Consider the following 25,181-nt stretch of genomic DNA (forward strand, 5'->3'; position numbering starts at 1 on the left):
ACGGAACTCGCCACGGGCAGGAACGGCCAAAGCGAACAGTCCTTGTTTCGATCCCTCTTTTTCATCAGGAAGCAGATATGCAGGTAGAAAGCGTTTTCGAATGGCTCGGCCAGGTAATCGGTGCCGTGATCCGCTTCGTCGTCGACGGGCTCAGCTGGTTGTTCAACATGTTCACTCATGCCGGTGGCAATTTTGTCGAAGGATTGTCGCGTACGCTTGGCATGGACACGTCGCTGATCAGCATCGTTGCGCTGATCATCGGTCTGATGCTGCTTTACTCGGCCATTCGCGCCTTCATGCGCGCCTCGATCATCATGGGGATCATCTGGCTGTTTCTGGGGCTGTGGCTGCTGAGCTGGATTATTCATTGATCAACAGATTTGCCCAGCAGGCGCGTGGCTCGTCCCGCGATCTGCCGGGAACCGGCAGCACAACCTGCACCTGGGGTCTGTCTGAGACTTCGCATTCACAGGGTTACGGCGACTTCGTCGCCGATCGCGGGACAAGCCACGCTCCAACAGAACATTGCATCTGCGCGTCTTACTTCTTCCCTTTTACCACCAACTGAGCAGGCGCATCGCCCAGTGCTTGCCAGTTTGGCCGGTACATCGACTCCACTTGCGGCGGCGGCACACGGTAGGTGCCCGGTGTCACGGCTCGCGCCAGGTACAGCAAGTGAACGGTATTGAATCCCTGCAGGTCCACCGCCGCAACGTAACGATCGCCACGGAACTCCTGATGCTTGACCCCGGCATTCTCCATGGACTCACGCCATTGCTTCACTGAATCGCTGGCGTCCTCGAGGCTGGCGGAGCTTTGCGCAAGATTCTGGTTCTCGATCTCAAGACCTGCCGGCAGCAGGTCCACGACCAGCGCATCCGGCACACGCTCCTTGGCTTTGACTTCCAGATGCACCAGCACCAGCTCACCGCTTTTCAGCGCGTTGAGGTTCAGCGCTTCGCCATCCATGCCCAGGTACTCGCGACGGATGCCCAGGTTCTCCCCGCCCGCGACCGGAGGCTGGGACGGATAGCCGGAAATCGTCATCTGCTGATAGAGCGTCTGACTGCCGCCGTTCTGCACGGTCAGCGGCGACGCCAGCACCGAACTGTCGAGTTTGACGCCAGGCTGGTCGTTGCTCAGCTCACGATTGTTGCTGCCGCTGTTCAGCGTCGCGGCCCACTGGCCTTCCGGCTTGCCGAGCAGATCACGCCCGGCGAGGAACAGCGAGTTGCGCTCCTGGGTTGACAGATAGCGGCTGGCGGCAACCTGATCGGACAGTGCGAATAGCCGCTCCTCGACCTTGTCGGACGCCAGCTTGTTTTCCTCAAGCAACGCCAGAATCAGCGCCTGATCACGCAGTGGGCTGCCATAGTCGGCCAGCCAGTCATCGGCCTTGCGCCCCGCCGCCAGACCGGCCATCAATGCCTGATCGGCGCGCGGTTTGTCGCCCATTTTTTCCAGCGCGATAGACAGCTGCACCAGTGGCAAGCCCGAACGGGCGTCCGTACGGCGCTCGAACAGGCTGCGCAACGCACCCAGCGGCGCCTGCTGGCTGCGCGACAGAACAAGGCCAGCGTAGGCCTGCACCGCGAAGCGGGTGTGGTCGGCATTTTCGCTGTAATTGACCTCGATCTGATTGCGCTCTTGCAGATAACGCAGCAGGCGCTCGTTGGCCTTCTTCAGGGCGTCCGGCGGCACTGCGTAGCCTTGATCGCGAGCCCGCAGCAGGAAATCGGTGACGTAAGCCGTGAGCCAGTATTCCTCTTCGCCGTCCGCGCCCCACAAGCCGAAGCTGCCGTTGTAGCGCTGCATGCCGAGCAGGCGCTCGATGCCAAGCTCGATCTTGCGTTTGCGCTCGGCATCGGACTCACCTTCCAGACCAAGGCGTTTGAGCGTCGCGGCATCCGCGTACAGTGCCGGGTACAGGCCGCTTGTGGTCTGTTCCAGACACCCGTAGGGATACGCCTTGAGGGCGCGGATCTGCTCACCGAGGTTCAGCGGCGGACGACTGGACACCGACAGCAAGGCTTCGCGCCCTGCTGGTTCGAACGCGTCGAGTGCGCCTTCCGGCAAGCTCCAGGCCTGATCTTTGAGCACGGCGCGATACTGCCTGAGCATTGCCGGGTATGCAGGCCGCACACCCAGGGTCCATTCGCGGGTAAACGCCGGCAGGTTCTCGCCCGGCAGATCCAGCCCGTTGACAGTGACTCTGATCACGCCCTGGCCGAAACCGCCCTGGGCCTTCACCGGAATCTGCAACGTCGTGCGCTGCCCCTGACTCAGGCTCAGCGCCTTGCTGCCATCGCCGTCGGCAAGACTCAACTGACCGTCGACAGTCACCTGTACGTTGAGCTTCTGAGCCTTGCCGGACAGATTCGACAGGTCCAGCGCGAGCTTGGTCTGGTCGCCGCCCGCCAGGAATCGCGGCGCTGAAAGCTCGGCAATCAACGGCGCTGCGACCACTGTTTTAGCCTCAGCCATGCCGTAGCGTTCGTCGGTCCAGGCCTGCGCCATGATCCGCAGCTCGCCATTGAAGTCGGGAATATCGACGCTCACTTCGGCGTCGCCTTGCTCGTTCAGCGTCACGGGCGCGCTTTGCAGCGCGACGATGGTCACGCTGGTTTCGGGGCGCTTGCCGCCCTTGGCAAGGGCAGCGTCGCCGCCGAACGCCAGACTCGCCAGACGATTGCGACCGGCTTCGATCAGTTGGCCGTAGACATCCAGTTGGTCGGCGCCATACGCCTTGCGCCCGAACAGGCTGGCGAACGGATCCGGCGTGGCGTATTCGGTGATATTGAGAATGCCGACGTCCACCGCTGCAACCAGCACGTGCACATCCCTGGGAACCGAGCCATCGGCGTTCTTCGCGTTAACCTTGAGTTTCAGCGGCTGCTTGGGCCGCATCTTCTCAGGCGCGGTGATACTGACTGCCAGCTTGCGCTGCGAACGGTCCAGCGGCAGGTGCAGGACACCCACGGCGCGCTTGGGCGTGACGTTGGCCTTGCGCTCGCCGGGACGCACCACCAGGGCGCTGACGTACAGGTCATGCCGCGCCCATTTCTTGTCCAGCGGAACATCGAAGGCCTTGCCTTCAGCCGGCACGTCGATCTCTTGCCACCACAGCGGGCCTTCGCTTGACTCGACCAACAGGTAGCCTTTGCCGGCAGCGGGTGGCGTCACTGTCACCTTCGCGGTGTCGCCGTCGGCGTAGGCCGGTTTGTCCAGCGCCAGCTTGACCTGATCAGGCCGCACTGCGCCGCCTTCGGCATTGTCCTGCCAGCGATAACCGGCCCAGAACCGCACGCTGCTGATCAACCCGGTGGCCGGATCCTCGACTTCAACGCGATACGGGCCCCACTCCACCGGGAAACTGATCTTCGCCGTCGAGTCCTTCTTCACGCTGAGGGTCTCTTCGGAAAGATTGAGGAATTTCTCGTTGTAGTGATAGCTCCAGCCATCGCTGTCGGAATAATTCCAGTAGTAGTCCCGACGCTCACGCACCAGGCGCACCTTGAGGTTGTCGGCAGCCAGTTTGTGCCCTTGGGCATCGGCCATCAGCACCTCGAACTCCACCGGGCCGTCACCGTCGGTGGCCTCACCGTCGAACAGCCCGCGCAGGCCCGGCATGGTTTCAGCCGGCCAGACCGGCTGAGTCAGGCGCCGGGTGATCGGCCGACCGCCCGACTCCTGCAGGCTGGCTTGCAGCACCAGTTCCAGCGGCGAGCGGGCCTTGGCCCACTGGCTGTCGATACTCAGATCGAGCTTGCCGTTGGCGTCCAGCGTGCTGTCTTCGATCTCGAGATCCTGCTTGAGGTCTTCTTCGGTCACGGAACCGAACTGATAACCCGGCAGCGCCGGAACAGCCTCACGTAGCGGCCGCACGTAAAGTTGGCCGGTCAACCGGTTGCCCGATGCGGGTGCACCGTAGAGATAGCGACCATTAATGGCGACGTCCAGCGGCGCGTCAGGCGTCAACGGCGTTTCGCTGCCCTTGAGCTCCAGCGCCATACGCTCTGGCAGAAAATCCTCAACCTGGAACTCGTAAAGCTGCGGCTTGCCGTCACCCAGATCGAAGACCAGTTGCCAGCGACCCGTCGGGGCCTCCTCCGACAACTGCAGTTGGTATTGATACAGTCCGGAAGGATCGGCGTCCCACACGAACTTGCGACTGACCTGCTCATCCGGACGACGCACTTCCACTGTGATCGGCTGCGGTTTCACACTTTTGCCGTCGCTGTCGCGCAGCAGGCCGTTGAGCAGCACCACTTCGCCTGGCCGATACAGGTCGCGCGGGCCAAAGATGAAGAACTGCAACGGGTGGGCCTGCGGGCCGGTGATATCGAATTCGGCCAGGTCCAGCGCAGCGGTGTTCAGACGCAACAGGCTGGTCTGCTCGCCCTGATGAGCGAGCAGCACTTGAGCCTTGGCGGGCAGCGGCAGTTCAGCATGTCCTGCGTTGTCAGTCTTGCCCTGGCCGACCACCCGGCCTTTGTCGTCGTAGAGTTCCAGATCGACGCCGCCAAGCGCCTTGCCGCCTTCGAGCGCCTGAGTGAAGACGTCCACCCGGTTGGCGTAGCGATGCGCCGACAAGCCGATATCGCTGAGCGTGAACAGCGTCGCGGGCTGGGAATAGTGGTAAGTGCCCGACGCGCGCATCACTGCCAGATAGACCCCGGGCTGCTGCAGTTGCTTGAGGCCCGCGATCGGCAGCAACACCGTTTCGCGGGTGTTGCGGGCGGGATTGAGGTCGAACCGGCCGCCGTAAACCAGATCTGCCATGGGCAGCAGCTCCTGGGACTCGTAACTCTGCAGGCTGGACGAACCTTCCCACGCACTCAGGAATGCAGGCAGTGAATCGGGCTTGATGCGAAAGAATTCAACGTCCACTTTGTCGACGTTCAGCGCGATCACTGGCAGCCCTTCCGCCAGGCGCGTCGGCAGCAGACTGCCGCGGCTGGCAAATCCGACCGTGGCTTGCAGATCGGACGTCTCGAGCCGGGCCGAATACTCGGCAGCCAGCGCGTTGTTGTTCACGGCCACCAAGCCAGCATCGATCGTCAGCACCAGCTTGCGCTTGGGCTCCAGGTGCCGCAGTCGCAACTCCATCAGGTTGTCGGACAGCTCCCATGCGCCATCCACTTTGCCGTCCTTGCTGTCGACCAGGTGCACCTTTTCGGCAAATTTCTGATCCGGATTCAGGGGCACCGAGAAACTCAAGGAAAGCGTGCTGGCGCCGTCGAGCTGGACTTCCGAGACATCGACGACGGTCAGCTCGCGTCCGGCGTAACGCTTGCTCAGCGCAGGAAGGTCGACAGCAGGTTTGGGTTTCGCCGTCTCGACCGCCGCTGCTTGAGGGGCCGCAGGCTGGGCCGGGGCAGGTGCGGGTTTATCGGACGTGGAGGAATCGCAGGCACTGAGCAGTACCAGCGCGCAGGCCAGGAACAATCCTTTGTTAAGCATGAGGCACTCATTGGGCGGCAGTGATGAGGGAGCAGAAGTTATAGCACCGCAATCCTGTTCGTGAAGCGCGGCGCGGGAATAGACCGTGGCTTTGTGCGTTTGTTCTCATGCCAGTCGGCTTACAATGCCGGCCTTCTGCGGGAGTCTTCATGTCCAATTTCATCACTGACTGGCGCGACCGCGTCACTCACCGACAGGTGTGGGCGCTGGCGGCGCCCATGATTCTGTCGAATATATCGGTGCCACTGGTTTCGCTGGTGGACAGCACAGTGATCGGCCATCTGCCGCACGCTCATCAACTGGGTGCCGTGGCGGTGGGCGGTACCTTGTACAGCTTTCTGGCCTGGGCCATGGGCTTTCTGCGCATGGGCACCACCGGATTCGCTGCGCAGGCTGCAGGCCGCAACGACGGCGCGGCGCTGCGCCAGGTCCTGCTGCAAGGGCTGCTGCTGGCGATGGGGTTCGCTGTTCTGCTGGGTCTGATCGGTTTGCCATTCCAGCATCTGGCGCTCGGAATGATGCAGCCCTCGTCCGACCTTGACGACCTGACCCGCGAGTTCTTCCACACGCGCCTGTTCGGCCTGCCGGCTGCACTGGCCAGCTATGCGCTGGTCGGCTGGTTCCTCGGCCTGCAAAACGCGCGGGCGCCGCTGGTAATTCTGCTCACCACCAACGCGGTCAACATCGCCCTGAACCTGTGGTTCGTCATCGGACTGGACTGGGGCGTCGTCGGCAGCGCGCGGGCGTCGGTGCTGGCCGAGTGGATCGGCGCGCTGCTCGGCCTGGCGCTGACACACAAGGGGCTGCGCGACTATCCGGGGCAACTGGCGCTGTCGGCCCTCAAGCGTTGGCAAAGCTGGCGGCCCCTGCTGGCGGTGAACCGCGACATCTTCATTCGCAGCCTGGTGCTGCAATCGGTGTTCTTCCTGGTCACGGTGCAGGGTGCGCGGCTGGGTGATGCGACCGTGGCCGCCAACGCGCTGCTGCTCAACGGGCTACTGGTGATGGCCCACGCACTGGACGGCCTGGCCCATGCGGTGGAAGCGCTTTGCGGACACGCCATAGGGGCGAAGGATCGGGATGCGCTGCGTCGCTCGCTGAATGTCGCCGGTGGCTGGTCGTTGATCTGCAGTGTTGCCTTCGCGGTGATTTTTCTGTTTACCGGGCACCTGTTCGTCGAGATGCAGACCAACATCGAAGCCGTGCGTCAGATCGCCTTCATTTACCTGCCGTATCTGGCCGTATTGCCGCTGCTGGCCGTCTGGAGTTACCTGCTGGACGGCCTGTTCATCGGCGCCACCCGCGCCCGGGAAATGCGCAATGCGATGCTGGTCACCGCAGCGCTGACCGTCCCGTTCGCCTGGATGGCGAGCGGCTTCGGCAATCACGGGCTGTGGCTGGCTTTCCTGCTGTTCATGACGCTGCGTGCGCTGACGCTGGGGTACATTGCCAGACGCCTGAACCGCAGCGGCGGATGGTTCGATTAACACGGTCCCGCGGCCAAGCCTGGAAATGTAGTGTGATCATTGCGGTGCTCGGCGGCATCGGCGATGGACGTCAGTATGATCCTCAGCCCGCTCAGGGAAATGCTCTTAGAATCGATCGTGACTTCGCTGTTGCCGACCCGAAAACGCATTTCCGAATGTTGGGCCATGCGCACGACCAATCGGTCGTCGACGCACACTTCGTGCGTGTCATCCATCAGCATCGAAGGATTGATTCGCGTGGTGATCATGCGCCGTGACGCTTCCGGATCGGGGCAGGTCTGCGGATTGATGTCGGGGTCCCACAGCCTGTCACTGATGTAAGGACGATCCGGATCGCCATCGACGAAATCGACCACGACCTCCATCCCGCCCCACCACTGCTCGGGGCGCCGATCAAGATGATCGGCCAGCACGATCCAGCAATCGTTGAAACGCGCGCCCTCGCCCTGATGGCCCCACTCAAAACGCACTTTTATCCGGCCCTTTTCATCATGTGTGGCGAGCGAAAACAGCTCGCCTGCCACGCATGCGCGTTGCAGGGTGGCGCGGCTGCGCAGGGGCGAGGCGGTTTTGCCAGCCGCATTGCCGCGCGATCGACTGCTTGCGCGGGGCGGCTGCGCACTCGGACGATCAGGGGGCGCGTCGACGAAGATGACGACGTGCCGCTTCGGCGAATGCTCGAAGCGATAGTGCACGCCCTCCTCTTCGCATAACCGCTGAAGCAGCTGAAGATCGCTTTCGAAATACTGCGCGCAGTAGTCACGAGTTGCGCAGGGCAGAGCGCGCTGCCAGAGGTAAAGGCCATCGGCGATGCCATGCTCGTGCAACAGCTGCGCGATGATTGCTCTGGCACACATGCCTTGAAAGATCCGGCGGTTGTGCCGGAAAGCCATCAGGCCCAGACGGGGACCAAACGTGATGTCGTAACGAGTCGGCGCCTGCCCTTGCGACTGGGAGTGCCCCGACCCGCCACCGCTGCGCACGATGCTCTGAATGTGCCCATGGATACAGGGCTGCGAGGGGTGCGGATGCAGGAAGCCCGCGCTGAACAGAAACTCGTGCGCGTCCAGCGGGCCCTGCTCGCTGACGATCTGGAGTTCAAAGAAATAAGGGCGGTTGAACGGCTCGGCGCCCTTGCATGACAGCACCTCGAATGAGCGTTTGGGGCGCTGGATGTCCAGACGCAGCCCCGTGGCGTTGACAAGGGATTGCATGGCGCGGATGACCTCGGCTGGTGAGTGGCCGCGGATTCTGGCGGAGAAAATGCGCCAAGTAGAGGGCACAAATGCAGAACAGGAAAGGACCTACAGCAGAGGACAGCAAAGCCGGAAAAATCTGTAGGAGTCGCTTTCCTCCTGGCTCTGCCAACGTCGCATTGGATCGTCGGCAGCCAAAAAAAAACGGGCCCGTGAAGGGCCCGTTTCGGTCAGCCGGCAGGCGTGTCAGGAAGACAAGTACGAGGACCGTGTCAGGCCCAGACGCAGCGCATCCAGATACTGGGTGCGCTCGCGCGGACTGATCTTGGCGCTCGCGACTTTGTCCCGGTAATGGGTCATCAGCTCCTCCGGCGACAGGTGCACGTAACGCAGCATGTCTTCGATGGTGTCGTGGGTTTCAATGCCGGCCGAGTAGGCGCTGCCATCGGCATTCTGATAGATGTTCACCGAGTCGGTATCGCCGAACAGGTTGTGCATGTCGCCGAGAATTTCCTGATACGCGCCCACCAGGAACACACCCAGCAGATAGTCTTCGCCTTCGTTCAAAGCGTGCACGGGCAAGCTGGTCTCGATGCTTTGCTCGTCGACGTACTGGTTGATCTTGCCATCGGAGTCGCAGGTCAGATCCTGCAACACTGCGCGACGCAGCGGCTCTTCGTCCAGACGGTGCAGCGGGATAATCGGCAGTACCTGATCGATCGCCCAGGTGTCCGGCAGGCTCTGGAACACCGAGAAGTTGCAGATGTACTTGTCGGCCAGCTTGTCGTTGAGCTCGTCCAGCACCTGACGATGCGAACGCTGACGCGCCTTGAGCGAGTTGTGCAGGCGACGACAGACCGCGAAATAACACTGCTCGCCCAACGCTTTTTGCGCCAGGGTGATCTTGCCGTCCGAATACTGCGCCGCAATGTCGCTCATGTAGTGCGTTGCACGCCAGTACGTTTCGGTGACCATCTCGATGTCGGTCGGGCCGAGCAGGTCCACCAGCCACTGCAGGGTTTCGGGCAGGCTTTCCTTGTCAGTGATTTCCGGCACTTCGTCGTTGTGACGTTCGACGTCGGTAACCTGAATCACCAGCATCGCGTGGTGCGCCGTCAACGAGCGACCGCTTTCGGAGAAAATGTGCGGATGCGGCAGACCCTGGGCATCACAGAATTCTTTCAACATGCCCACCACGACACCGGCGTAGTCATCCATGTCGTAGTTGATCGAGCTGGCATTGCGCGAGTGGGTACCGTCGTAATCCACACCCAGCCCGCCGCCCACGTCGATGTGATCCACCGGCAGGCCCAGATTGCGCAGCTCGCCGTAGTAGCGGATCGCTTCTTTGAAGCCGTGCTGATAGTCCGCCAGATTGGCGATCTGCGACCCCATGTGGAAGTGCAACAGCCGAATGCCTTGGTCCAGACCCGCCTTGGTGAAGCGCTCGACCACCGACAGCAATTGCGCGGCGGACAGGCCGAACTTCGATTTTTCACCACCGGTGTCGGCCCACTTGCTCGACGCCAGCGACGACAGGCGCACGCGAAGCCCGACTTGTGGCGCCACCTTGAGCTCAGCGGCTTCTTCAATCACCAGCTCGACTTCGGATTCTTTCTCGATGACGATGAAAACGTTGTGGCCCAGCTTTTGACCCATCAATGCCAGACGGATGAACTCGCGGTCCTTGTAACCGTTGCAGACGATGGTGCCGCCCTTGGGGGCCAGCGCCAGCACGGCCATCAGTTCTGGCTTGGAGCCGGCCTCCAGGCCGATGGAAACGTCTTGCGTGGCGATGATGTTCTCGACCACCGCTTCCTGCTGGTTGACCTTGATCGGGTACAGCGCGGTGTACTTGCTCTGGTATTCGAGGCGCGCGATGTTTTCGTCGAACGCACCGGTCAACTGACGCACGCGGTCTTGCAGGATGTCAGGAAAGCGGACCAGCAGCGGCAGGGACAAGCCGCTTTTGCGCAGCTCGTCGACTTGCTCGTACAGGTCGATGGGCGAACTGCCCGGGCCATTGGGGCGAACTTCAACGCGGCCGGCTTCGTTGATTGCAAAGTAACCGGCCCCCCAATGACGAATTCCGTAGACACTGCGGCTGTCCGCCACGGTCCATTGGCTGCCATCGTCTTTGCGTGTGCGTCGTACGGACATCGAAGTCCCCTATATAGAAGTCATAAAGCGCCAGCCATGACCGGCTGGGCGCAGTGTAAAGAGTGGAAATGACGGTTTGGCGCCAGCCCGCATGGGGCAGTAGACCCACGAGAACAGACAGAGTTTGCTTTGACGGGGCAGCGCCAGACCGACAGCGGAAACCGGGGCGGGAAGACCAGACGACTCAGCCGCCCGACTTTTTCGCCTTGAAGCCTTGCTTGAACAGCTCGGCCAGCAGCGTCTCGACGTGATCGCCCTGGATCTCGATCACGCCATCCTTGAGCGCGCCGCCGGTGCCGCATCGACGCTTGAGCGTAGTCGCCAATTCCTTGAGCGCGTCTTCGGCCAATGGCACGCCGGTGATGGTCGTCACCGTCTTGCCGCCACGGCCTTTGCTTTCGCGGCGAACACGGGCGATGCCATCACCCTGCGCGATGACCGACGTTTTGCAAGTGCAGGCGTCGACAGGCTGACGGCATTCGGGACAATGCCGACCGGCGTCGGTTGAAAATACCAGGCCACCGAGGGCGGCGAACGATGCGGCTTTTTTGGCCACTGGCAATCCTCTTCTTGAGGACCAAAGTCTGGTCGGGCAGAGCGTCAGAACACCAGTCTGCGGGCCGACCGCGAAGCCCCACTCAGGCAGGGGCAGCGCTACTGGACCGCAAGGGCGGTCCAGCTTGAAAAGTCGCGCAGTGTAACGGCAAAAAGCGGCGTTGCTAAGTGCAAATATGCGCCAATTTACGGGACATTTGCGACGTCGCCCAAATAGCGCTTCAACGCGGCCAGAGAGTCCGGGCAATAAGGCTTTTCGACGGTTTCGAGCAGCACCTGCTCGATGCCGATAAACCGCGCCTGGATAACTTCCTCAGGCTGCAATTTCAAGGGTCCGTCCCAGACCGCTGAAAACACCGCGCACCACAGACGGTTGCCTGGCTGATCGAAGAAGAACCGCTCGTGAGCGGTGAGTTCGACGCCCGACACACCCAGCTCTTCTTCCAGCTCCCGCGCGGCGGACTCCGCGTACGTTTCATCCGCCTGAACCATGCCTCCGGCCGCCACATCCCAGTAGCCCGGATAGATCGCCTTGCTCAGCGTGCGCTGGTGCACACAAAGCTCACCGGAGGAATTGAACAGCAGGATGTAGGTGCCACGCCCGATCAGCCCTCGTTCGCGCAACTCGGCACGCGGCAGCGCACCGAGCAGTTGATCCTGCCGATCAACCCACGCGATCAGCTCGGCATCGGAGGCCGCACGATGAGCCACTTCCTGATCCGAAACCGACACCGATCAGCCCTGGGACAACAACTGGCGCAGGTCAATAACCGCCGCGTTGGCTCGCGACAGGTAATTGGCCATGACCAGAGAGTGGTTGGCGAACACGCCGAACGGGCTGCCGTTGAGAATCACCGGGCTCCACATCGGCTCCTGCGAAGCCTCCAGCTCGCGAATGATCTGACGCACGCTGACCGTTGCGTTTTTCTTCGCCAGCACGTCAGCGAAGTCCACTTCGATAGCACGCAGCAGATGCGACAGCGCCCAGGCCTGACCACGCGCTTCATAGAACACGTTGTCGATCTGCATCCATGGGGTCTCGACGATCTCTTCGTCTACCTGCGGCACTTCGCCCGGTTTCACGGTCACGGTGGACTGCGCCTCGGTTTTCAGCGTGCTGTTGAGTTTGACGCGGCCAACGCTGGCAGACAGACGCTGAGACAGCGAACCGAGGCGCGTGCCCACGTCGCCCAGCCAGTTATTGAGGTTGTCGGCACGGGTGTAGAACAGTGCGCCTTTCTGGTTCGGGTCGGACAGGCGTGCCTGATATCGGCTCAATGCAGCGATACCATCGCGGTACTGCGATTCGCTCGAAGGCAGCACCCAGCTTTTGTTGTCGAAGTTGAACAGCGGTTCGGCGCGCGCCAGATCGCCATCTTCAGCCGACTGCGACTGGGAGCGGGCGAAGTCCTTGCGCAGGGCCCGGCTCAGGTCACGGACTTGAACCAGCACGCCGTATTCCCAGCTTGGCGTGTTGTCCAACCACAATCCCGGAGGAAAACGGTCGTTGGAAATGTAGCCGCCGGGCTTGTCCAGCAGCGTCGAAGCGACGGTTTTGAGGGTTTCGACGGTGGTGTAACCGATCACCATCTGCTTGCCTTCACGCTCAGCGGCCGCTTGCGCCTGCTGCTGAACCGGGAACAGCGCCGGTTCACTGCTCCACCAGACACCCAGCACGATGGTCACGACGAGGTAGATGCCAACCACCGCGCCCACCGCACGGCTGAAGAACAGACCGCCCCAATAACCTCGAGGCGCCTTGCCCACCGGCTTCTCGTCAACGCGTTCAGTTCCCGCGCTGCCCGAGCGCTTCTTCCAATCCAGCATGGCCTTGTCCTTTCAGTCACGAATTCAGTGCTTCTGACCGCAACCTTACAGCAAGGTGCGTTTGGCAGGAACGCGACCCGTTGTCCAGTTGCATTACCGACGCGTCCGGGAACGTCATCGTCGCGCCTGCACATGGAGACCTTCATGTTCGTCACCCCATAGCGCGGCCGATGACGTTCATCTAACCGGGTTCTGCCCGACCCTCTTCGCATAAGGTCAGGGATTTCCCGGCTCAAGCCGGGAAGCTCAGGCGCCTATTGTTACGTGCTACTCATCAAATTTCCGTCAGCTTAGGCACAGAACTCGCAACGACAGCTGGAAAATTGACGCCCCAAGGTCTGAAAAAATGACAACAAAATGACTTGCGGTGCACTTGGGCGATAAAAGTAGTGCTAGCATAGCGCCAGCATTTGTATCGGGGTTTCCCCTATAAGTAGTCAGGATATGACTGAAGCAGAAGATCCGAGCCGCGACCGCCTTAAACATCACTTCGCCCAGCGCGTCATCCACCAGGCTCGTCAGATCCTGGAGGTCTGGCAGCGCCTGCAGCAAAGCGAGTGGTCGGCTTCGGATCTGGCGGAATTGAGCGAAGCCAATCAGCGGCTATTGCGCTTTGCAGAGCGTTTCGAGCAGTTCGAGCATGCGCAGCTGGCGACGGCAATCGGACAGTCGCTGGCCGATGTGGAAGCCAATCGCGGCCGGCTGAGCAGCTTGCTGATCACTGACCTCAATCGCCTGATGCAGCGGCTGTCCCGCACCGGCCTGAGGCATGGCGACCGACTGGATCAGACTTCCTTGCCGCCCCTTCGCAAACCGATTTACATCGTGTTGCAAGACCACGAACGAGGCGAACGCCTGGCCAAACAGCTGGAATTCTTCGGCCTGAGCGCGCAGTCACTGGACAGCGTCAACGCCTTTCACGCAACGCTCGCCGAGCGATTGCCTGCGGCGGTGGTGATGGACGTGGACTTCGGCGGCGTCGGCGAAGGCCTCAAGCTCGCGTCGAAAATGCAGGAAGGGCTTGAGCAGAGACTGCCGCTGCTGTTTTTCAGTCATCACGAGACTGACACTCCGACGCGACTGGCCGCCGTGCGCGCAGGCGGCGAAGAGTTTCTGACCGGGACACTCGAAGCCTCGAGCCTGCTGGAGAAGATCGAAATCCTCACCCGCGTGGCCCAATATGAGCCCTACAAGGTGCTGGTGATCGATGACTCCCGCGCCCAGGCCACGCACACCGAGCGCCTGCTCAACAGCGCCGGAATCGTCACGCGGACATTGTTCGATCCCATTCAGACGATGGCCGAGCTGGCAGATTTCCAGCCTGATCTGATCATTCTCGACATGTACATGCCCGGTTGCACGGGTACTGAGCTGGCGAAGGTCATTCGCCACAACGACCGCTATGTCAGCGTGCCGATCATTTATCTGTCCGCCGAAGACGATCTGGACAAACAGCTCGACGCCATGAGCGAAGGCGGCGATGACTTCCTGACCAAACCGATCAAGCCGCGCCATCTGATCACCACCGTTCGCAACCGCGCCGCGCGAGCGCGCAACCTCAAGGCACGGATGGTGCGCGACAGTCTGACGGGGCTGTACAACCACACCCACATCCTGCAATTGCTGGAAGACTGCAGCTTTCGGGCGCGTCGCGAAAGCAAGCCGCTGAGCTTTGCGATGCTCGATATCGATCATTTCAAGAAGGTCAATGACAGCCACGGCCACCCCATGGGCGATCGGGTGATCAAAAGCCTCGCACTGTTTCTCAAGCAGCGGCTGCGCAAGACTGACTACATCGGTCGTTACGGCGGTGAGGAATTTGCCGTCGTCATGCCCGACACCGATCTGCAGGCCGCTCATGACGTCCTCGATGAAATTCGTCGTCGCTTCGCCGAAATCCATTACCCCGCTCAGCCTGTCGACCTGTTCTGCACGTTCAGCGCCGGTGTCGTCGAGCTGGGCGAACACGACGACGCACTGATGATGGCGTCTCAGGCCGACGAGGCGCTGTACCGGGCGAAAAAGGCCGGCCGCAATCAGGTGCACGGGTTGCAGGACGGATTCGTTTCGTCCGGTGCGAGCAAACACACACCGGCTGATATCGTTTAGTCACCCCGCCATCGCCACCGAGCCGACCCACGGGCTTCGTCAGCACGCAAATATTCTGCACGACGCCGTGCGCCTGCACGCCTGCAAACACTCCGCTATCATGCGCGGACTTTTGTCATGCGAGACCACCATGCGCCGCCTGTTTTGTCTGATATTGCTGACCTTCGCCCTGCCCGCCTTCAGCGCGAGTCTGCTGGATAACAGGCCTGGCTCGACGTTCGGCAGCCCGGCACTGGGCAGCGCCGTCGACAACAGCAAGGACTTTCTCCCGGTCCGTGAAGCATTCCAGCTGAACCTCATCGACAGCACTGCCGAGTCGATCAAGCTGCAATTCGTCGCCACCGAGGGCTATTACCTGTATCGCCACCGCTTTCAATTCCGCACCGAACCGGCCGACATTGGCCTGGGCGCGGCGCAGTTACCCGACGGCGAGAAGAAGCACGATGAGTACTTCGGCGATGTCGAGGTGTATCACGGCATTCTGGACATCAACCTGCCGCGCAAGGCTGGCGACACACGCCCCTTCACGCTGGTGGTGACCTATCAGGGTTGCGCCGACAAAGGCCTGTGCTACCCGCCGGAAACCGAACGCCTGAGCATCGCGGGATCAACCGCTGCCAAAGCCGACGTATCGCTGCCCCCGAGCGCAGGCACGGCGGACTTCAGCTGGAAACAGCTCGCGCTGTTTTTCCTCGCGGGAATCGGTCTGACATTCACGCCGTGCGTGTTGCCGATGCTGCCGATTCTTTCCGGCGTCGTACTGCGCGGGCAGATTGGCGGCCTGCGCGGGTTCTCGCTCTCACTCGCTTACGTGCTGCCGATGGCGATCTGTTTCGCCATGCTTGGCGCGCTGATGGGCATGTTCGGCGCCAGCCTCAATTTGCAGGCGCGATTGCAATCGGCCTGGGTGCTGGTCCCTTTTTCGCTGTTCTTCGTGATATTCGCCATCGCCATGTTCGGCGCGTTCGAGTTGCGTCTGCCTCGCGCCCTGAACGATCGCCTGGACCGCATCGCCGGCAACACGCAGGGCGGCTCGCTGTGGGGCGCCGCAGTGCTGGGCGTGGTTTCGAGTCTGCTGGTTTCGCCTTGCGTTTCGGCTCCGCTGGCGGGCGCGCTGCTTTATATAAGTGCCAGCGGCGATACCGTGGGCGGCGCGCTGAAACTGTTCGCACTCGGGCTGGGCATGGGCGCACCGCTGGTGCTGGTCGCGACGGGTGGCGCGGCCTGGCTGCCGAAGAGCGGGCCTTGGCTGGTCACGGTCAAAAACGCGATTGGCGTTTTACTGCTGGCGCTGGCGATCGGTTTGCTCAGTCGGGTCATTCCCGGCCCGGCGACCTTGCTCCTGATCGGCCTGCTTTGGGCCGGCGTTGCGTTGTTTCTGGGTGCGCTGGAGTTCGGTGAAAAATCCACCCGTGGCCGTCTTGCGCAACTGCTGGGCCTGTTTTTGCTGGTCTACGCTCTGTCCTGCTGGTACGGCGCACTGAGCGGGCGCACCGACCCGCTGCGCCCATTGGGCAACGACAAGGTGGCCTCGGGACCACAGACCTCCGCCCCGGATATGACCGGCCGTTGGCAGACAATCAATAAGACGAGTGAGCTGGAACAGATCCTCGAAGATTCGAAAAACGCCGGACAACCGGTGCTGGTGGACTGGTACGCCGACTGGTGCATCAGTTGCAAAGTGATCGAACATGACGTGCTGCCGGACCCGAAGATCGTCAGCCAGCTTACGGGGTTTCGCCTGATTCGCTTTGACATGACGGACAGCAATGCTGAGCAACGTGCGCTGCTCGACCGTTACAAATTGTTCGGACCGCCCGCGCTGCTGTTTTTCGGAAAAGATGGAAACGAGCTGGAAAATGTTCGTGTCGTCGGCGAAATCGACGTTCAGGCCTTCTCTGAGCGCCTGTCTAGAGCAAATGACCAAATTTAGCCTCATAGTCACAAACTTTGCGTGAATATCGGACATCGTGCTGAATATTGCCGGTAACTGGACAGTCCATTGCGGTTTCCGGCATAGTCGCTGCGCATCAACGGCTCGCATCTGATGCGAGCGTCGAAAACGCACACAACAAGGAACACACGATGGCGACTTTTCTGGTTCTTCACGGACCTAACTTGAACCTGCTGGGCACCCGGGAACCGGGCATCTATGGCTCGATCACGTTGGCCGACATCAACCAGGATCTGGAAAAGCGTGCGCGCGAAGCCGGTCACCATCTGATGTATCTGCAGAGCAACGCCGAGTACGAATTGATCGACCGCATTCACGCTGCCCGCGATGAAGGCGTGGACTTCATCCTGATCAATCCGGCTGCTTTTACTCACACAAGTGTTGCAATACGTGACGCGTTGCTGGGAGTGAGCATCCCATTCATCGAAGTGCACCTCTCGAACGTGCACAAACGCGAACCTTTCCGCCATCACTCCTACTTTTCAGATGTCGCTGTAGGAGTGATCTGCGGCCTTGGCGCCAGCGGATACCGACTGGCCCTGGAGGCCGCCCTGGAACAACTGGCCACCCGTTCAAAGGCGTGAACGGCGCAGTTTCGCACTGAGCCACACAGCCTGAACCGGCTACCGAATACCCCTGACCGTCCCCTGGGAGTTGATGATTAATGGATATCCGTAAAGTCAAGAAACTGATCGAACTGCTGGAAGAGTCTGGCATCGACGAGCTGGAAATCCGTGAAGGCGAAGAATCCGTTCGTATCAGCCGTCACAGCAAGACTCCGGCACAGCAGTACTACGCGCCGGCCCCGGTTGCAGCGCCTGCTGCACCTGCTCCGGCCGCTGCGCCAGCCGCCGCTGCCGCTGCCGAAGCGCCAGCCGCTGCCAAGCTCAACGGCACCGTTGCCCGCTCGCCAATGGTCGGCACGTTCTACCGCAAAGCTTCGCCATCCTCGCCAGCCTTCGTTGAAGTCGGCCAGACCGTGAAGAAAGGCGACACCCTTTGCATCGTCGAAGCGATGAAAATGATGAACCACATCGAAGCCGAAACCAGCGGCGTGATCGAGTCCATCCTCGTCGAAGACGGCCAGCCGGTTGAGTATGACCAGCCGCTGTTCACCATCGTTTGAACCGCGGAGAGCCAACGATGTTGAAACCTGCGAAGTTGGAAAAAGTTCTGATCGCCAACCGCGGTGAAATCGCCCTGCGGATCCTGCGTGCCTGCAAAGAGCTGGGCATCAAGACCGTCGCCGTTTACTCCAAGGCTGACAAGGACCTGATGCACCTGGGTCTGGCCGACGAATCCGTCTGCATCGGTCCGGCATCGGCTGCTCAGTCCTACCTGCACATCCCGGCGATCATCGCGGCGGCTGAAGTGACCGGCGCCACGGCGATCCACCCTGGCTATGGCTTCCTGGCTGAAAACGCCGATTTCGCCGAGCAGGTCGAGAAATCCGGGTTTGCCTTCATTGGCCCCAAAGCCGACACCATTCGCCTGATGGGCGACAAGGTTTCGGCCAAGGACGCAATGATCAAAGCGAACGTGCCTACCGTTCCGGGCTCTGACGGCCCGCTGCCGGAAGACGAAGAAGAAGCGCTGCGTATCGGCCGCAAGGTCGGCTACCCGGTGATCATCAAGGCCGCTGGCGGCGGCGGTGGTCGCGGCATGCGCGTGGTGCACAAGGAAGAGGACCTGATCGCCTCGGCCAAACTGACCCGCAGCGAAGCGGGTGCAGCCTTCGGCAACCCGATGGTCTACCTGGAGAAGTTCCTGACCAACCCACGTCACGTGGAAGTTCAGGTACTGTCCGATGGCCAGGGCCACGCCATCCACCTGGGCGACCGTGACTGCTCGCTGCAACGCCGCCACCAGAAGGTGCTTGAAGAAGCGCCGGCTCCGGGCATCGACGAGAAAGCCCGCGCCGAAGTGCTGGCTCGCTGCGTCAAGGCGTGCATCGACATCGGTTACCGCGGTGCCGGTACGTTCGAATTCCTCTACGAGAACGGCGCGTTCTATTTCATCGAAATGAACACCCGCGTACAGGTCGAGCACCCGGTGTCGGAAATGGTCACCGGCATCGACATCGTCAAGGAGATGCTCAGCATCGCCGCTGGCAATCCGCTGTCGTACACCCAGGATGACGTGAAGATTCACGGTCACGCGCTTGAGTGCCGGATCAACGCCGAAGACCCGAAAACCTTCATGCCGAGCCCAGGCACGGTCAAGCATTTCCACGCACCGGGCGGCAACGGCGTTCGCGTCGATTCGCACCTGTACAGCGGTTATGCGGTTCCACCGAACTACGACTCGCTGATCGGCAAGCTGATCACCTGGGGCAAAGACCGCGACGAAGCCATGGCGCGCATGCGCAACGCCCTGGACGAAATCGTGGTAGACGGGATCAAGACCAACATTCCGCTGCACCGTGATCTGACCCGTGATGAAGGCTTCTGCAAAGGCGGCGTCAACATCCACTACCTGGAACACAAACTGGCCGGCGAGAAGCACTGATCCGCCAGCACGTGCCACAGACCACAAAGCCGCTTTCGAGCGGCTTTGTTGTATTTGAGTCGCGCGATCCCGTACGACCGGCTTTAGCCGGGAATACCCCTGTGTGGACGACATCAACCTTGCGTTATGACGCCTGACGCTTTCCCGGCTAAAGCCGGTCCTGCCTGTTCACCACCCCGCCAGATCACAGGCACCTCGCAGATCGCGACACCCACTTTGTTGTTTCCTCGCGAACCCCGTAAACTTGCCGGTCTTTCGTGGCGCTGCGCCGCTCATTCTTTTCAAAATTCGAAGGTAACCCGCCATGCCCTGGCTGCAAGTCCGTCTCGCCATCAGCCCAGAACAAGCCGAAACCTACGAAGACGCCCTTCTCGAAGTCGGCGCTGTATCGGTCACGTTCATGGATGCCGAGGACCAGCCGATCTTCGAACCCGAGCTGAACACCACGCCACTGTGGTCCCACACTCACTTGCTCGCGCTGTTCGAAGCGGACACCAACGCTGATCAGGTGCTGGCCCACCTGACCCTGCTCACAGGCGCTGAGCTGCCGGAACATACGCACGAAGTCATCGAAGATCAGGACTGGGAACGCAGCTGGATGGACAACTTCCAGCCGATGCGTTTTGGCCAGCGCCTGTGGATCGTGCCCAGCTGGCACGCCGCGCCTGAGCCGAACGCAGTCAATCTGCTGCTCGACCCGGGTCTGGCTTTCGGCACTGGTACACACCCGACCACGGCCTTGTGCCTGGAATGGCTCGACGGTCAGGACCTGAGCGACTGCACCGTGCTGGATTTCGGCTGTGGCTCGGGCATTCTCGCCATCGCCGCGCTGCTGCTGGGCGCCAGGCATGCCATAGGCACGGACATCGATGTGCAGGCGCTGGAAGCCTCTCGCGACAATGCCGGACGCAACCATGTCGCACCGGAAAAATTCCCGCTGTACCTGCCTGAAGATCTGCCGCAAGAACCGGCTGACGTGCTGGTCGCGAATATTTTGGCCGGACCGCTGGTTTCGCTGGCACCTCAGCTGGCCAGCCTGGTCAAACCCGGTGGCCGCCTGGCGCTGTCCGGTATTCTTGCCGAGCAAGGCGATGAAGTGGCTGCCGCCTATGCCGACACATTCGACCTTGACCCGATCGCCAACCGCGATGGCTGGGTGCGGATCACCGGTCGTCGTCGCTAGAAACCATTTGCCTTAAGATCCCGATTTCAGGCGCTCGTTAACCCCGGATACCCGCATGACCGACAGTTTCGTCACTCAGTGCCCGCATTGCCAGACCAGCTTCCGTGTCAGCCACGCCCAGTTGAGCGTGGCACGAGGCATGGTTCGCTGCGGCTCGTGCCTGCAAGTGTTCAACGCTGCCAGACAACTGCTGGAACAACGCGCCGGGGCGCAGAACACTGCTCAAACCACCGAATCAGGGACGACGCCGCCTGAGCCGGTCGAGGCCAGGCCCGAAGTCATTGCGCCGCAGTCGGTCGTGGTCGCTGCGCCCGCGCCGTTGCCGGTCAGGCAGGACCCACGCCCGGTCGACCTCGACAGCCTTGACCTGGATGATCTGGACGTAGAGCTCGCCCGTCTCGAACAGCGGGAAATCCAGCTGCCGGAATCCTTCGGGCGCGCGAGCCAGCCCCGCGATCACGACGCCGTCGAGTCATTAAGCGCACGCCGTGATGAGCCGGATGTCGGCCAGGAATCCTGGGATCAGGGCCTCAGCCACGACGATGTCAGCCAGTTGCCAGAGCTGCGCGCCGAGGTGATCGAAGACCACGACGGGCCGGACCTCTATGAAAACCGGGCAGATCCGCACGTCGGTGAGCACGAAGACCATCGCACCGAGCCTTCCTTCTCATTGCCCCCTGACGATGACCTGGACGACGAGCCCGCCCACGCTCAACGGTTGCAGAACGATGCCGAGCCGGACGAGCCGCACGTTTCCGAGCGATTTTCCGCTCTGGATGATGATGACGGGCGAGACCGCCATTACGGCGAAGAAGGCGATGACCCCCCAGAGCCGCCTCACGGCAAGCGTGGGCGAAGCGAACCCGGGCTGCGCGATCCGGCGTTGCTCGATCTGACGGATGACCCGCTGCAACTCGCCTGGCAGAAACCCAAGCCCCGCTGGGGCCGACGCTTCCTGTGGATGTTGTTGGTACTGATCGCCCTTGCGGCATTGGCGGGCCAGTACATCTGGTATCACTTCGACGAGCTCGCGCGACAGGATCAATACCGTCCCTGGTTCCAGCAGATTTGCCCGGAAGTGGGCTGTAAGGTCCCGTCGAAAGTCGACATCAAGCTGCTCAAGAGCAGCAATCTGGTGGTGCGCAGCCATCCTGAATTCCAGGGCGCATTGGTGGTGGACGCCATCATCTACAATCGCGCATCGTTCTCGCAGCCGTTCCCGTTGCTCGAACTGCGATTTGCCGATGCCAGTGGTCAGCTGATTGCCAGTCGTCGGTTCAAACCCGGCGAATACCTGAGTGGCGAACTTGCCGGCAAGGACGAAATGCCGCCGCAGACGCCTATCCACATCGCGCTGGACATTCTCGATCCGGGAGCGAAGGCGGTGAATTACAGTTTGAGTTTTCGCTCGCCGGAGTAAAATCCAGCCTTGGTGGTTGCCGATCCCGCGCACTGAAATGCGGCAGCGCGATCGGGCCAGAGCCGACCGAAATCCGACGACAGTTTTATGACAATGCGCACCCGAACCTAACTGTTCGCGATAAGAAAGCAGCTGTTCAGATTTTATCCAATTCAGCCTTTATCCAGTCATCGAGAGCGGGTATCATGCCCACCCTTTTTCATACTCTGGGTCCCGTCTGATTGGGTGCAGAAGCACTTTTCGGACCAGACCTCGTGATTCGGCCCCACAACAGGTCACCCTATGTCGGCGGTACGCATCGGCCCATACACATTGCAAAACGGCTTGATCCTCGCCCCCATGGCGGGCGTCACCGACCAGCCCTTCCGGCAGCTTTGCCGCCAGCTCGGCGCGGGCCTCGTGGTCTCGGAAATGGTCACCAGTGACATGAGCCTGTGGAACAGCCGCAAATCCCGGCTGCGCATGATTCACGAAGGTGATCCCGAGCCACGCTCGGTCCAGATCGCCGGCGGAGACCCGCAGATGCTTGCGGATGCAGCACGTGCCAACGTCGAACTTGGCGCACAGATCATCGATATCAACATGGGCTGTCCGGCAAAGAAGGTCTGCAACAAGGCCGCTGGGTCCGCACTGTTGAAAGATGAACAGTTGGTGACCGAAATCCTGCATGCAGTGGTTGCAGCAGTCGAGGTACCGGTCACCCTGAAGATTCGCACCGGCTGGGACCGGGCGAACAAAAATGGTCTGACGGTCGCCCGGATCGCCGAACAAGCCGGAATACAGGCATTGGCGGTACATGGCCGGACCCGCGCGGATCTCTACACCGGTGAAGCCGAGTACGACACGATTGCGGCGATCAAGCAGGCGGTGTCGATTCCGGTATTTGCCAATGGCGACATCGATTCACCGGAAAAAGCCCGGCACGTCCTCGACGCGACCGGCGCAGACGGGTTGTTGATTGGCCGGGCCGCCCAGGGGCGCCCATGGATTTTTCGCGAGATAGAACATTACCTGCGCACCGGGGAGAAGCTTCCTGCGCTGCCAATGGGTGAAGTGGAACGCATTCTGCTAGAGCATCTGGCCGGGCTCCACACGTTCTATGGCGATGTGATGGGCGTGCGGATCGCACGCAAGCATGTCGGCTGGTATCTCGCAACCTTGCCGGGCGCCAGGGAGTTTCGCGCCCATTTCAATCGTTTGGAAGATACGGAAGCACAGTGCGCCAACGTTCGGGAGTTCTTCTCCCAACGCGATAAAAGCCCGGGAGCAGGGAACGAAGAAGAGGTGGCCGCATGACGATGATGACAGAGACTTTAGTGAGTGGAACAACGCCCGTGAGCGACAACGTCAATTTGAAACAACACCTGAATACGCCAAGCGAAGAGGGCCAGACCCTGCGCGGAAGCGTCGAGAAGGCGTTGCACAATTATTTCGCTCACCTTGAAGGTGCTGCCGTCACTGATGTCTACAACCTTGTGCTCTCGGAAGTCGAAGCGCCGTTGCTCGAGTGCGTGATGAACTACGTCAAGGGCAACCAGACCAAGGCGTCCGAGCTGCTGGGGCTGAACCGTGGCACCCTGCGCAAGAAACTCAAGCAGTACGATCTGCTGTAAGCATCCAAAACACAAAAAGCGACCTGACCGGGTCGCTTTTTTGCTGAATTCTTTTGCTTTTGATGGAAGTTGAGATGACCGACCAGACTACCCGCCTGCCGATCCGCCGCGCCTTGATCAGCGTATCCGACAAGACCGGGATCCTTGAATTCGCCCGTGAACTCGAAGCCCTCGGCGTCGAGATCCTTTCCACCGGCGGTACCTTCAAGCTGCTCAAGGACAACGGCGTCGCAGCGGTAGAAGTCGCGGATTACACCGGCTTCGCAGAAATGATGGACGGTCGCGTCAAGACCCTGCATCCGAAAATCCACGGCGGCATCCTGGGCCGTCGCGGCACCGACGACGCCATCATGGCCGAACACGGCATCAAGCCGATCGACCTGGTTGCCGTCAACCTCTATCCGTTCGAAGCGACTGTTTCCAAGCCAGGCTGCGACCTGCCGACCGCCATCGAGAACATCGACATCGGTGGCCCGACCATGGTCCGTTCGGCTGCAAAAAACCACAAAGACGTCGCCATCGTGGTCAACGCCAGCGATTACGGCCAAGTGCTGGAAAGCCTCAAGGCTGGCGGCCTGACCTACGCTCAGCGTTTCGACCTGATGCTCAAGGCCTTCGAACACACTGCGGCCTACGACGGCATGATCGCCAACTACCTGGGCAGCGTCGATCAGAGCGCTGAAACCCTGTCGACCGAAAGCCGCAGCGAGTTCCCGCGCACCTTCAACACCCAGTTCATCAAGGCGCAGGAAATGCGCTACGGCGAGAACCCGCATCAGAGCGCGGCGTTCTACGTCGAAGCCAAACCGGCCGAAGTCGGCATCGCCACCGCGACTCAGTTGCAAGGCAAGGAACTGTCCTACAACAACGTCGCCGATACCGACGCGGCGCTCGAGTGCGTGAAGAGCTTCGTCAAACCGGCATGCGTCATCGTCAAGCACGCCAACCCGTGCGGCGTGGCGGTCAGCCCTGACGCTGAAGGCGGCATTCGCCAGGCGTACGAACTGGCCTACGCCACCGACAGCGAGTCAGCATTCGGCGGCATCATTGCCTTCAACCGTGAACTGGATGCCGAGACCGCCAAGGCCATCGTCGAGCGCCAGTTCGTCGAAGTGATCATCGCCCCGAGCGTCAGCGTCGAAGCCCAGGCCATCGTCGCCAGCAAAGCCAACGTGCGTCTGCTGACCAGCGGCCAGTGGGATGCCGAGCGCGCCCCGGCCTGGGACTACAAACGTGTCAACGGCGGCCTGCTGGTGCAAAGCCGCGACATCGGCATGATCACCGCGGACGACCTGAAAGTCGTGACCAAACGCGCGCCAACCGAGCAGGAAATCCATGACCTGATCTTCGCGTGGAAAGTGGCCAAGTACGTCAAATCCAACGCCATCGTCTACGCCAAGAATCGCCAGACCATCGGCGTCGGCGCTGGCCAGATGAGCCGTGTGAACTCTGCGCGCATTGCAGCCATCAAGGCTGAGCACGCCGGCCTGCAGGTTCAGGGCGCGGTCATGGCATCGGACGCATTCTTCCCGTTCCGTGATGGCATCGACAACGCGGCCAAGGTCGGCATCACTGCGGTGATCCAGCCAGGCGGCTCGATGCGTGACAACGAAGTGATTGCCGCTGCCGATGAAGCCGGGATTGCAATGGTGTTCACGGGCATGCGTCATTTCCGTCACTGATACGAAACGGTTTTGTAGGAGCGC

The 25,181-nt window shown here is 61.1% G+C and carries 18 protein-coding genes; 12 read left to right on the forward strand and 6 right to left on the reverse strand.

Translation table 11 applies throughout. The features are described from left to right. The first annotated feature begins 77 nt into the window (after window positions 1–77). Window positions 78–371 (forward strand): hypothetical protein, encoded by a 294-nt coding sequence (locus BMZ10_RS17180; RefSeq protein WP_093464803.1) that lies wholly within the window; start codon window positions 78–80, stop codon window positions 369–371. Between the two features lie 169 nt (window positions 372–540). Here the strand turns inward: BMZ10_RS17180 and BMZ10_RS17185 are convergent, their stop codons facing one another. After that, on the reverse strand, window positions 541–5,463 hold the full coding sequence (locus BMZ10_RS17185; RefSeq protein ID WP_093464806.1) for an alpha-2-macroglobulin family protein: 4,923 nt from the start codon (window positions 5,461–5,463) through the stop codon (window positions 541–543). 149 nt (window positions 5,464–5,612) lie between these two features. Between BMZ10_RS17185 and BMZ10_RS17190 the strand changes: the two genes are divergently transcribed. After that, window positions 5,613–6,950 carry an MATE family efflux transporter gene (locus BMZ10_RS17190; protein ID WP_093464809.1) on the forward strand — a complete coding sequence of 446 codons (1,338 nt, stop codon included), beginning with the start codon at window positions 5,613–5,615 and terminating at the stop codon, window positions 6,948–6,950. On the opposite strand, the gene BMZ10_RS17195 is transcribed toward BMZ10_RS17190, so the two are convergent. From BMZ10_RS17195 to BMZ10_RS17215, 5 genes are all read right to left on the reverse strand, one after another. After that, on the reverse strand, window positions 6,947–8,164 hold the full coding sequence (locus BMZ10_RS17195; RefSeq protein ID WP_093464812.1) for a contractile injection system protein, VgrG/Pvc8 family: 1,218 nt from the start codon (window positions 8,162–8,164) through the stop codon (window positions 6,947–6,949). The genes BMZ10_RS17190 and BMZ10_RS17195 overlap by 4 nt on opposite strands. 228 nt (window positions 8,165–8,392) lie before the next feature. After that, the gene (gene speA / locus BMZ10_RS17200; protein ID WP_093464815.1) at window positions 8,393–10,306 is read right to left on the reverse strand and encodes an arginine decarboxylase; all 1,914 of its coding nucleotides are present in this window, start codon (window positions 10,304–10,306) and stop codon (window positions 8,393–8,395) included. 184 nt (window positions 10,307–10,490) lie between these two features. Further along, window positions 10,491–10,862: a translation initiation factor Sui1 gene (locus BMZ10_RS17205; RefSeq protein WP_093464818.1), complete on the reverse strand. Its 372-nt coding sequence runs from the start codon at window positions 10,860–10,862 to the stop codon at window positions 10,491–10,493. A 185-nt stretch (window positions 10,863–11,047) separates the two neighbouring features. Further along, entirely contained in the window at window positions 11,048–11,593 is a 546-nt protein-coding gene (locus BMZ10_RS17210) for an NUDIX hydrolase (RefSeq protein WP_093464820.1), read from the reverse strand. A gap of 3 nt (window positions 11,594–11,596) precedes the next feature. Beyond that, window positions 11,597–12,688: a DUF2333 family protein gene (locus tag BMZ10_RS17215; RefSeq protein WP_093464823.1), complete on the reverse strand. Its 1,092-nt coding sequence runs from the start codon at window positions 12,686–12,688 to the stop codon at window positions 11,597–11,599. 444 nt (window positions 12,689–13,132) lie between these two features. Between BMZ10_RS17215 and BMZ10_RS17220 the strand changes: the two genes are divergently transcribed. From BMZ10_RS17220 to purH, 10 genes are all read left to right on the forward strand, one after another. After that, complete coding sequence (locus BMZ10_RS17220) at window positions 13,133–14,797, forward strand: response regulator (RefSeq protein ID WP_093464826.1); 1,665 nt, start codon at window positions 13,133–13,135, stop codon at window positions 14,795–14,797. Between the two features lie 130 nt (window positions 14,798–14,927). Next, window positions 14,928–16,730, forward strand: coding sequence for a protein-disulfide reductase DsbD (locus tag BMZ10_RS17225; protein ID WP_177182149.1), 1,803 nt, complete (start codon window positions 14,928–14,930; stop codon window positions 16,728–16,730). 152 nt (window positions 16,731–16,882) lie between these two features. Continuing rightward, window positions 16,883–17,335, forward strand: coding sequence for a type II 3-dehydroquinate dehydratase (gene aroQ / locus BMZ10_RS17230; protein WP_074751988.1), 453 nt, complete (start codon window positions 16,883–16,885; stop codon window positions 17,333–17,335). An 80-nt stretch (window positions 17,336–17,415) separates the two neighbouring features. After that, window positions 17,416–17,877 (forward strand): acetyl-CoA carboxylase biotin carboxyl carrier protein, encoded by a 462-nt coding sequence (gene accB / locus BMZ10_RS17235; RefSeq protein ID WP_093464829.1) that lies wholly within the window; start codon window positions 17,416–17,418, stop codon window positions 17,875–17,877. Window positions 17,878–17,894: 17 nt separating this feature from the next. Next, window positions 17,895–19,259, forward strand: a complete 1,365-nt coding sequence (gene accC, locus BMZ10_RS17240) for an acetyl-CoA carboxylase biotin carboxylase subunit (RefSeq protein WP_093464832.1) — start codon at window positions 17,895–17,897, stop codon at window positions 19,257–19,259. A gap of 304 nt (window positions 19,260–19,563) precedes the next feature. Beyond that, window positions 19,564–20,442 carry a 50S ribosomal protein L11 methyltransferase gene (gene prmA / locus BMZ10_RS17245; protein WP_093464835.1) on the forward strand — a complete coding sequence of 293 codons (879 nt, stop codon included), beginning with the start codon at window positions 19,564–19,566 and terminating at the stop codon, window positions 20,440–20,442. Window positions 20,443–20,497: 55 nt separating this feature from the next. After that, window positions 20,498–21,862: a DUF3426 domain-containing protein gene (locus BMZ10_RS17250; protein ID WP_093464838.1), complete on the forward strand. Its 1,365-nt coding sequence runs from the start codon at window positions 20,498–20,500 to the stop codon at window positions 21,860–21,862. Between the two features lie 282 nt (window positions 21,863–22,144). Next, complete coding sequence (gene dusB, locus BMZ10_RS17255; protein WP_093464844.1) at window positions 22,145–23,158, forward strand: tRNA dihydrouridine synthase DusB; 1,014 nt, start codon at window positions 22,145–22,147, stop codon at window positions 23,156–23,158. Continuing rightward, window positions 23,155–23,475, forward strand: coding sequence for a DNA-binding transcriptional regulator Fis (gene fis / locus BMZ10_RS17260; protein WP_007907419.1), 321 nt, complete (start codon window positions 23,155–23,157; stop codon window positions 23,473–23,475). The genes dusB and fis overlap by 4 nt, the downstream gene beginning before the upstream one ends. A 74-nt stretch (window positions 23,476–23,549) precedes the next feature. Further along, window positions 23,550–25,157, forward strand: coding sequence for a bifunctional phosphoribosylaminoimidazolecarboxamide formyltransferase/IMP cyclohydrolase (gene purH / locus BMZ10_RS17265; protein WP_093464847.1), 1,608 nt, complete (start codon window positions 23,550–23,552; stop codon window positions 25,155–25,157). Window positions 25,158–25,181 lie beyond the last annotated feature (24 nt).

Origin of the sequence: Pseudomonas sp. NFR16, assembly GCF_900108875.1 — a bacterium.
Classification (GTDB): domain Bacteria; phylum Pseudomonadota; class Gammaproteobacteria; order Pseudomonadales; family Pseudomonadaceae; genus Aquipseudomonas.

Bases quoted from the DNA above. Each gene is read 5' to 3' on its own strand.
- fis (WP_007907419.1), top strand. From the start codon at position 23,155: ATGACGATGATGACAGAGACTTTAGTGAGTGGAACAACGCCCGTGAGC.
- BMZ10_RS17220 (WP_093464826.1), top strand. From the start codon at position 13,133: ATGACTGAAGCAGAAGATCCGAGCCGCGACCGCCTTAAACATCACTTC.
- BMZ10_RS17225 (WP_177182149.1), top strand. From the start codon at position 14,928: ATGCGCCGCCTGTTTTGTCTGATATTGCTGACCTTCGCCCTGCCCGCC.
- BMZ10_RS17180 (WP_093464803.1), top strand. From the start codon at position 78: ATGCAGGTAGAAAGCGTTTTCGAATGGCTCGGCCAGGTAATCGGTGCC.
- BMZ10_RS17195 (WP_093464812.1), bottom strand. From the start codon at position 8,164: ATGCAATCCCTTGTCAACGCCACGGGGCTGCGTCTGGACATCCAGCGC.
- BMZ10_RS17215 (WP_093464823.1), bottom strand. From the start codon at position 12,688: ATGCTGGATTGGAAGAAGCGCTCGGGCAGCGCGGGAACTGAACGCGTT.
- dusB (WP_093464844.1), top strand. From the start codon at position 22,145: ATGTCGGCGGTACGCATCGGCCCATACACATTGCAAAACGGCTTGATC.
- purH (WP_093464847.1), top strand. From the start codon at position 23,550: ATGACCGACCAGACTACCCGCCTGCCGATCCGCCGCGCCTTGATCAGC.
- BMZ10_RS17185 (WP_093464806.1), bottom strand. From the start codon at position 5,463: ATGCTTAACAAAGGATTGTTCCTGGCCTGCGCGCTGGTACTGCTCAGT.
- accB (WP_093464829.1), top strand. From the start codon at position 17,416: ATGGATATCCGTAAAGTCAAGAAACTGATCGAACTGCTGGAAGAGTCT.
- BMZ10_RS17190 (WP_093464809.1), top strand. From the start codon at position 5,613: ATGTCCAATTTCATCACTGACTGGCGCGACCGCGTCACTCACCGACAG.
- prmA (WP_093464835.1), top strand. From the start codon at position 19,564: ATGCCCTGGCTGCAAGTCCGTCTCGCCATCAGCCCAGAACAAGCCGAA.
- aroQ (WP_074751988.1), top strand. From the start codon at position 16,883: ATGGCGACTTTTCTGGTTCTTCACGGACCTAACTTGAACCTGCTGGGC.
- accC (WP_093464832.1), top strand. From the start codon at position 17,895: ATGTTGAAACCTGCGAAGTTGGAAAAAGTTCTGATCGCCAACCGCGGT.
- BMZ10_RS17250 (WP_093464838.1), top strand. From the start codon at position 20,498: ATGACCGACAGTTTCGTCACTCAGTGCCCGCATTGCCAGACCAGCTTC.
- speA (WP_093464815.1), bottom strand. From the start codon at position 10,306: ATGTCCGTACGACGCACACGCAAAGACGATGGCAGCCAATGGACCGTG.